Origin of the sequence: Actinophytocola sp. (assembly GCF_045807065.1) — a bacterium.
GTDB lineage: Bacteria > Actinomycetota > Actinomycetes > Mycobacteriales > Pseudonocardiaceae > Actinophytocola.
Map to the genome: position 1 here is coordinate 1 of NZ_JBJMIE010000253.1, position 8,132 is coordinate 8,132.

The 8,132-nt window shown below is 70.4% G+C and carries 8 protein-coding genes; all 8 read left to right on the forward strand.

Features of this window, described 5'->3' with window-relative positions; genetic code table 11:
• Nucleotides 1–62 precede the first annotated feature (62 nt).
• Entirely contained in the window at nt 63–482 is a 420-nt protein-coding gene (locus ACJ73U_RS14905) for an Lsr2 family protein (RefSeq protein WP_407778205.1), read from the forward strand.
• A 604-nt stretch (nt 483–1,086) separates the two neighbouring features.
• Nucleotides 1,087–1,719: a hypothetical protein gene (locus ACJ73U_RS14910; RefSeq protein WP_407778206.1), complete on the forward strand. Its 633-nt coding sequence runs from the start codon at nt 1,087–1,089 to the stop codon at nt 1,717–1,719.
• A gap of 411 nt (nt 1,720–2,130) precedes the next feature.
• Nucleotides 2,131–2,616 carry a hypothetical protein gene (locus ACJ73U_RS14915; protein WP_407778207.1) on the forward strand — a complete coding sequence of 162 codons (486 nt, stop codon included), beginning with the start codon at nt 2,131–2,133 and terminating at the stop codon, nt 2,614–2,616.
• 401 nt (nt 2,617–3,017) lie between these two features.
• Complete coding sequence (locus ACJ73U_RS14920) at nt 3,018–3,311, forward strand: hypothetical protein (RefSeq protein ID WP_407778208.1); 294 nt, start codon at nt 3,018–3,020, stop codon at nt 3,309–3,311.
• A 168-nt stretch (nt 3,312–3,479) separates the two neighbouring features.
• Nucleotides 3,480–4,283, forward strand: a complete 804-nt coding sequence (locus ACJ73U_RS14925) for a hypothetical protein (RefSeq protein ID WP_407778209.1) — start codon at nt 3,480–3,482, stop codon at nt 4,281–4,283.
• Between the two features lie 41 nt (nt 4,284–4,324).
• Complete coding sequence (locus ACJ73U_RS14930; protein WP_407778210.1) at nt 4,325–5,194, forward strand: substrate-binding domain-containing protein; 870 nt, start codon at nt 4,325–4,327, stop codon at nt 5,192–5,194.
• A 66-nt stretch (nt 5,195–5,260) separates the two neighbouring features.
• Complete coding sequence (locus ACJ73U_RS14935) at nt 5,261–5,665, forward strand: effector-associated constant component EACC1 (protein WP_407778211.1); 405 nt, start codon at nt 5,261–5,263, stop codon at nt 5,663–5,665.
• Nucleotides 5,662–8,132 (forward strand): caspase, EACC1-associated type (locus tag ACJ73U_RS14940; RefSeq protein ID WP_407778212.1); only part of this gene is annotated, 2,471 nt, incomplete at its 3' end. The genes ACJ73U_RS14935 and ACJ73U_RS14940, both read left to right, overlap by 4 nt.

Sequence of the window (8,132 nt, forward strand, 5' to 3'; positions counted from 1 at the left end):
ACAATCTTGATATCGTGCGGTTCTACACGACCGATCACCCTGCGGATATGGAGGAGTAGCCGATGGCTCAGAAAGTTCTGGTTCAGCTCGTTGACGATCTGGATGGCACGGCCTCGACCGACGTGTCGACTGTTCTATTCGGTCTGGATGGCATCTCCTACGAGATCGACCTCGCGGAGGACAACGCCGAGCAGCTGCGTGACACGCTCGCGGAGTTCGTCGACTCCGCGCGCCGCGTGGGCGGTCGCATCAAGCGCGGCAGCACGACAAGTTCCCCCGGTACGCGCTCGAACGGCGAGGCCGGGCAGATCCGCGCGTGGGCTCTGGAGAACGGCTTCGGGCTCTCTGGTCGTGGCCGGATTCCCTCGCACGTCGTCGAGGCCTACAAGGAGGCCAAAGACGCCCAGGCCGCCAAGACGCCGCGGGCTCGGTCCTCGACGCGCGGCAGGAAGGGCAGCGTTCGCGCCAAGAAGAAGAGCTGACCGGTGTGGGCGAAGGCGGTTCGACCTCTCACCATCCGGTTCGGGTGTCGGTGGTCGAACCGCCTTCGCCCGCAGGCAACCCTCGTGAACAGCCGAGCCATGGTTGGTTGACCGTCATGGGTGGTCCGACGGGTTGGACAGAATGCCAGTGCCACCGGACCACGACACCGCTACACAATCCGCTTCCACAGATGAGTTCCGCACGTCTCGTTGTCGAAACAGGTCGGCGCCACCGCACCCGTTCCGACGTCCAACGCGGCACTTATTGTCTTGTCCAACCGGGCTGTCCCACTGTGTCAACGATCCGCAGCCGTCCACCAGGCACATCGACGCTCCAATACGCGAACACAGCCCGCGTTCCTGTCCACCACCAGCCATTCCGCGTGGAAGTTCACGGTGTCTGCGGCGACAGCAGCTACCTCATCGGCAACGTCCCCGGCCACGACCGATGTCGATGACGGAGCGAGGCAATACACCTCAACAACGACGGCCACGCACCTCCCTTGGGTGGGCACCGTAGCGCCGCGCCGGGTTTCGCCAGGCAATCCACGAGTCGCGCGCAGAACATCGCGATTCGGCTACTATGTGCACCGGTCGCCGATCCGTGAAGGAGGACGTGATCATGGGGGCATCGCAGACACCGTGGCAGACCGCATGTGACCTGCACACCACGCTCAGCGCGGGCGGAACCTTCCCGGCAGTTCCGGTCCCGCCTCCCGTCGCCCACCTTCCGCGGGAACATGACGAATACGCGATCGGCGTGTTCGGTCCACCCACCGGCCTCGACGTCAACTACGCACGATTCGTCGGCGCAGACGTCATGGTGACCAGCCGGCGCCCGGCCGTGCTGGTCGGCGACCTCAACTTCCTCGCTGGCTACGCCCTGGGATCGATCGCCACGCAGCACCGGGCCCGACGCAAAGCTCGGCGCATGGCCGAACCCCAGTGGCGCCCGTGGCCGATGGCACATACCTTGGTGACCACACACCGCATTTGGTGCGAAATCGTCGGCAACGAGTGGAAGAACTTCAACTACGACGCAGCCCTAGGCATGCGGCTCACCGACGACAACGCACTGGTGATGTACTACCCCGAGCCCGTCCCGCCGGTGCGCCTGGCTGGAACCTGGGCACCGTGGATCGCCGTCGCTGTCGCTCACCTGAAGTTCGGCCCCGCAGCTGAGTTCCACCAGAAGTGGCTGACCAAGTTCCGCACGCCAGCGAGGATGTCGCTGTAGACCCATGCCGTTGCCCACAGCGGCGACGGTCTTCTGGCGATCACCCTCGGTTTCATCGCGACGATATGTTGAGACGAGAGCGGAACTGGCATCACGCGGACGGCCGCTGAGAGCACAACGCCCAGCAGGCCTCACGGAAGACCTGATTTCCTCGCACACCACCTGGACATCGCGGGCCCTACCAACCGTGGGGCGGTCAGGCTCGACGCCGCGCCATCTCTTCGTGCGCCCACCCGACTGACCGCAGCTGGCGTGGTGACTTTCCCGCGCCGAGCGGCCATCGACGGTTGACCACACAACGGTGGGCTGTTCCACCAGAGTGCGCCGTTTTAGATGTAAACTTTGCTCGTGGGTCGGTTTGACATCCGACCGCTTCTCCCAACAGCAACCCCCTTCTTTCAAGGAGCCCCTATGCCCAACCATGGTGCCAACGCCACCACGGTCGTGACTCATGCAGTACTGGCGGTCATCATTCGTGTCTGCGGTGAGGTGCCGACCCGGGTCGAGGTGCACGAGCTGAGTTCGCCACCGCCGCAGGTCCACCTGTACGTCGCCGACACCATGATCGTGGTGGAGGACGTGGTCGCGATCGGCGCGGTATGCCGTCGGTGGGACCTGGCGGCCTACGGCGCGCGACGTCTCCCCCTGCACGCCAGCCAGACCTGGCTTCAGCCCCATTGGACCAGTGCGCCAGTTGCCACCGTCACGCGGTTGACCCTCACCGAGACGTTCCACGTCCAGATGATCACAGCACGGGCGGAGACCGCAACGCCGATGCACCTGCGGGTCACCACCGGGCGGCTGGTCTGGCAAGTCGTCGACCGCACCGCCTTCGACCGGATCGGCGCGGCGCTACGCGAAGCCGAGGACGCTTTCCCCGTCCCCCGCACCTTCTGACCCCCACCCGACAGCCCGCCCGGACACCGCCGTCCGGGCGGGCTGTCGGGCGCGTTCGGCCCCATACGAATCGAGGCCGCACCACACTGCAAGGCCACTGAGCAACGCCGACACGGCCCGCTGCATCAATCGAAGCGCACGAGTGATCGACAGCATCGCGGGCAATCCCGCCGCCAGGGGGCATAGCGGCAGCGCCTCGTCGAGAACTCGTTGCGCGTCCAGCGCACCCCAGGCCGTCCGACCAACCTGGACTGCCGGCCCGTCCATTCGACCGACAAACTGGCCGTCAGTCATGCAGGCCCCCACATCCTGTGGATCGCTCCTGTGGACAGCTAGCCGAGTTATCCACAGGAGGTGCCGTCGTTGTTGACGGTCCACCTGAACAGGCTCACGGTAGCGCCATGACCACGATCTCCTGGACCCTCACCTCACTGGCCGATCCCGAAACCATCCTGCGCGAAGGGCGTTCACCCGATCGCGACCATGCCTGGCTGATCGCCCTGCGCGGCACCCGCGACCTGCTCGTCGACGACCACGTCGCCGACGTTGCGATCTTGTTCGATGGTGAGATGGTCGCCGGATATGCCCCGCCGCAGACCCCACTGCGCGCCGCCGACCATGCCGCGGTCATCGCTGACCTGGTCGAGATGCATCAACGGGCCACGGCCGACTTCGTCGCCGCAGCGCTGGCCTGACACGCACACCAGCTCGCGACCGGAACCGGCCCTGCTGGTCGATGGCGAGTGCGGATGTGGAGCGGCTGGGTGGCCGACCACCGCACCCCGGTGCGGCTCCGCTGACGCGGCTGACACGATCGACCGCCGCCCCACATCCGTCTCCCAAAACAACCCAGAACCGCACGAGTGCGGTTCAAGGAGTTGCCGCTGGTGAGTGTATCGAGACAGGAACCAGCATCCTCCGGTGCGCCGTTGCGGGTGTATATATTGGCTGCGGAGGTGGACGCCTACCCGCGTCTCACCAGCGCGAACGGCATCCGAAGCAGGACGATGGAGGTTGCCGTGATTCGCCATGGACGGTCGGTTGTTGACCGGGAAGGCGTTGGCCACCTGCACGGGCTGCCCTGGCATACCGCGCGTCGTCGCAAGCCCTGGTCCCAGCCAGGCCATCCTCGGCCGATCAACGAGCCATCCGACGACCGCCGTCCTGGCAGGGATCTTCGCCGCGGCGGCGACCCGGCCTTGTGGGACACCGAGCAAGTCAAGGCCTACGCGGCCAGCCAGCCCGTGCCGGAGATCGACAGCGCCAACCATCCCGACGATCTGCTCGATGCCCGTGAGGTCGCCGCGCTGCATGGCCTGACGGCCCGCCAGTTTCACTTCGTCCGCAACGACAACCGGGTCAGCCTGACAATCCCCCCACCGGACGCGACACCCAACGGGGTGGCGCACTGGCGTCGCGCTACTGCCGAGGCGATGCAGCTGCGCGCCCCACGCGCCAAGAGCGACGAACCGAGCACCTCCAGCGACGCGCGCCGTTACGGGCAGCGAGCCGAGCAGCGAGCGAGGCTCGCGACAGAGGCCGCCGCCATGGTGGCGCCGGGTAAGCCGATCAACATCAGCGAACTCGCCCGCCGCGCGGGCGTATCCCGCATGACCGCACGCAGATTCCTCCACGAACATTCCAGCGCGGCTCCCACCCAGCCCTGATTCGACGACTACCTCGCTGGGCCGCGCAACCCGCACAGAGCATGATCACCGGCCGCACGAACACCATCGGCGTGGTCGTCGCGGACATCGAGAACGTCTTCTTCGCCCGCCCGGTCCGGGGAATCACCGACGCGGCCAGGGCTGAGGGCTTCGAGGTGGCGCTGACCAACACCGACGAGGACTCGGCCAGCGAACGCGCGGCGATGAAGACGTTGCTGGACAAGCGGGTGGACGGCGTGATCATCGCGCCGGCCTCGGCACACGACCACGACCACCTGGACAGCGCGCGCCGCTCGGGGTTCCCGGTCACCCTGCTGGACCGCACGCTCCCCGATCTCGCGCTCGACACGGTGGTCGCGGACAACCGGGAGGCCGCGGCCCGGGTCATCCGCCGCCTGACCGCAGCGGGCCACCGCCGCATCGGCATGGTCACGGGCGCCGACGCGCGGCGGCGGCCACGCGGACCGGCCGCGTCCACCGGCGCCGACCGGGTCGCCGGCTACCTCGACGCGCTGCGCGAGGCCGGCGTGCCCGACCACGGCCGCTACCTCGGCGGCGGCGCGACGGGACGCGAGCCGGCGGAACGCGTCACCGCCGAGCTGCTGGCGCTACCGGACCCGCCGACGGCGATCTTCGCCTCCGACAGCGTGGTGGCGGTCGGCGCGCTGGCGGCCGTCCGCACGGCGGGGCTGCGCATCCCGGCCGACATCTCCTTCGTCGCCTTCGACGACGCCGACTGGACAGTCGTGGTCGACCACCCGCTCAGCGTCGTCGCCCAGCCGGCGCACGAGCTGGGCGCCACGGCCGTGCGGCTGCTGGTCGCCCGGATCCGGGGCGCGGCACACCCGGCGGAGACGCGGGTGCTGCCCACCCGCTTCCTCGACCGCGCCTCGATCGGCTCCCCGTCCTGACCCGCGCGGCGGCCCCGTGCTGGTCAAAAACGTTCGGATGTCGATACGCTCGGTGAGATCCGGTGTGTGAGGCGAACTGGGGGCACAGTGAACGCGGCGGTGATCGCGGACGGTCCGGATGCTGCCGACCAGCTCCGGTCCCTGCACGAGTGGCTGACCGACGTGGCGGAGCTGCGGGGCAGGGTCCACTTCGAGCAGTCCCCGCCCGCGCCGGGCGCCATGGGACCTGCGCTCGACGCGCTCGCAATCGCGCTGGGACCCGGCGGCGCGGCGACCGCGTTCGCCACCGCGGTGCTCGCCTGGTTGCGTAGCCGGCGCGGCGACGTGCGCATCACCGTGCGCCTGCCGAACGGCGCCTCGGCGGAGCTGACCGCGAAACGCGTCGCTGACCTCGACGCCGCCGCGCTGCAGCGGCAGGTGGACCAGATCGCCGGTCTGCTGGAGCCGGGGGAGGACGGGGCCGCGCGGTGACCGACGCGTCCGGCGCCTTCGCGTCGGCGGTGCTGATCGGGACCGGCCGGTACGCGGGCCTGCCCGACGTGCCCTCGGTGGAAACCACCCTCGACGACCTGGCTGCCGTGCTCACCGAGGTCTGCGGCATGGCGCCGGCGAGCGTCGTCCGGGTGCCCTCGGACGCCGACGCTGCCGCGGTGCTCGCCGCGGTCGAACAAGCCGTGGCAGACGCTCGCGGCCCGCTGCTCGTCTACTACGCCGGCCACGGACTGCTGGGGCCCCGCAACGACCTGTACCTCGCCACCGCCGCGAGCCGGTCGGCGACGAGCATCGCGGAGGCCGTGTCCTACCCGACGGTCCGGGACCTGCTCGGCGACGCAGCGGGTGGCAGCGTGGTCGTGCTGGACTGCTGCTTCTCCGGCCGCGCGGACACGCCGGCCGACGGTGCGGCGCGCCCGTACGCGTCCGCCCGGCCGCGCGGGGGATACCTCATCTCCTCGGCCTCGAACTACGGGTTGTCGTTCGCGCCGGAGGGCGAGCGGCGCACCCTGTTCAGCGGCGTGCTGTTGCGCGCGTTGACCGACGGCGACCCGGCCGGGCCGGCGGTGCTGACGCTCGACCGGCTGTTCGCCGCGGTGGACCGGGAGCTCCGCGAGGGACCGAGCCGGCCGCGGCGGCAGAGCGACGGTTCGCTCGGCGACCTGGTCGTCGCCCGCAACCGCGCCTACCGGCCCGACGAGGCGGAGCGGGTGCCGCCGGCGGACCTGCCGTGCCCGTACCCGGGCCTCGAGGCGTTCCGGGTCGAGGACAGCGCACACTTCTTCGGCCGGGAGGACGGTGTCGAGCAGCTGTTGGCCGCCGTGGCCGGACCGGATCCGGTGGTGCTGGTCGGCGCGTCCGGGGTGGGGAAGTCGTCGTTGCTGCGGGCGGGACTGCTCGCCGCGCTGGAGCGCCGGTTCGAGGCGGGCGAGGACGTGCCGTGGCCGGCGGTGCTGCTGCCCGCGCCGGGCCCGTCGCCGATGAGCACGCTGGCGGAGCGGTGGGCGGCGGTGACCGGGCGCCCGCTGGCGGAGGTGCGTGCCGAGCTCGACGCCGGCCGGTTCCCCGGGTCGGCGTGCCGGCTGCTGGTGGTCGACCAGTTCGAGGAGGTCTTCACCCGCAGCGAGGACGGGGCGGAACGCGCCGCGTTCGTCGACCTGCTCCTGTCCGCCGCCGCGCCGAAGGTCGTGCTGAGCGTGCGTGCCGACCACTACGGCAGCTGCCTCGCCCACCCGTCGCTCGAACGCGCCATCGCACGTGGGCAGCTGACCCTGACCCCCATGCGGGAGGAGGCGTTGCGCGCCGCTGTCGAACGTCCCGCCGCGGCGGTCGGCCTGACCGTCGAGGATGGCCTGACGGACCGCCTGGTCCTGGACCTGCGCGAGGGCGGCGCCGACGGCTCGACCGTCGCGCTGCCGTTCCTGGCGCACGCGTTGCGGGGCACGTGGTCGCGCCGCGAGGGAACCCGCCTCACACTCGCCGGCTACCACGACACCGGCGGCATCTGGTCGGCCGTCGCCACCACGACCGACGAGCTGTACGCGTCACTCGACGCCCTCGGCCGGCGGGCACTGCGCCAGCTGCTGCTCCGCATGGTCCACGTGACCCCGGACGCGGTCGCCCTCCGCCACCGCGTGCCGGCGGCGGTCCTGCTCGAAGGCCTGTCCGACCCCCAGCGGCAGGCGACGGTCCGAGTCCAGGAACGGCTGGCCGAGGCCCGGCTGATCACGGTGGACGAGTCGACGGCGCAGATCTCGCACGAGGCGTTGCTGACCGCCTGGCCCCAGCTGCGTGGGTGGATCGACGAGGACAGGGCCACGCTCCTGCTGCGCCAGCAGCTGGAGGCGGCCGCCGACGCGTGGGACAAAGCCAAGCGGCACAGGGACTTCCTGGCCCGCGGCGAGCGCCTGCGCGGGTTGCGTGCGGTCGCGAAGGCGCAGCCGCTGCGCGAGCTGGACAAGAGGTTCCTGGCGGCGAGCAAGCGTGTCGCGGAGAAGGAACGCGCGGAGGAACTGCGCAGGGCACGGCTCCTGCGGCGGCTGCTGCGTGCCGCCGTGATCGCCCTCTGCGTGGCCCTCGCCGCGGGTGGCGCCGCCGGGTACCAGTGGTTCGAGGCGGAGAGCCAGCGAAGCGCGGCCGTCGAGCAGCAGACGCTGGCCACCCAGCGCGCGCTGGCGGCCGAGGCCGCGAACCAGCGGGCGGACGACCCGGCGCTGTCCCTGCGGCTGGGCCTCTCCGCGAACACGCTCCACCCGTCGGCCGAGGCGCGGCAGGCGATCTTCGAAACCCTTGCGAGCACACGGTTCGCGGGCAGTGTTCGCCTGGACCCCGACCCCAGCTATCCGCGGGGCATCGAGGCCAGCGCCGATGGCAACACGGTGGTCGAGCTGACCGAAAGGGAGGCCGTGCTCTGGGCGGTCGGCGACGCACCCCGGCGGGTCAAGCG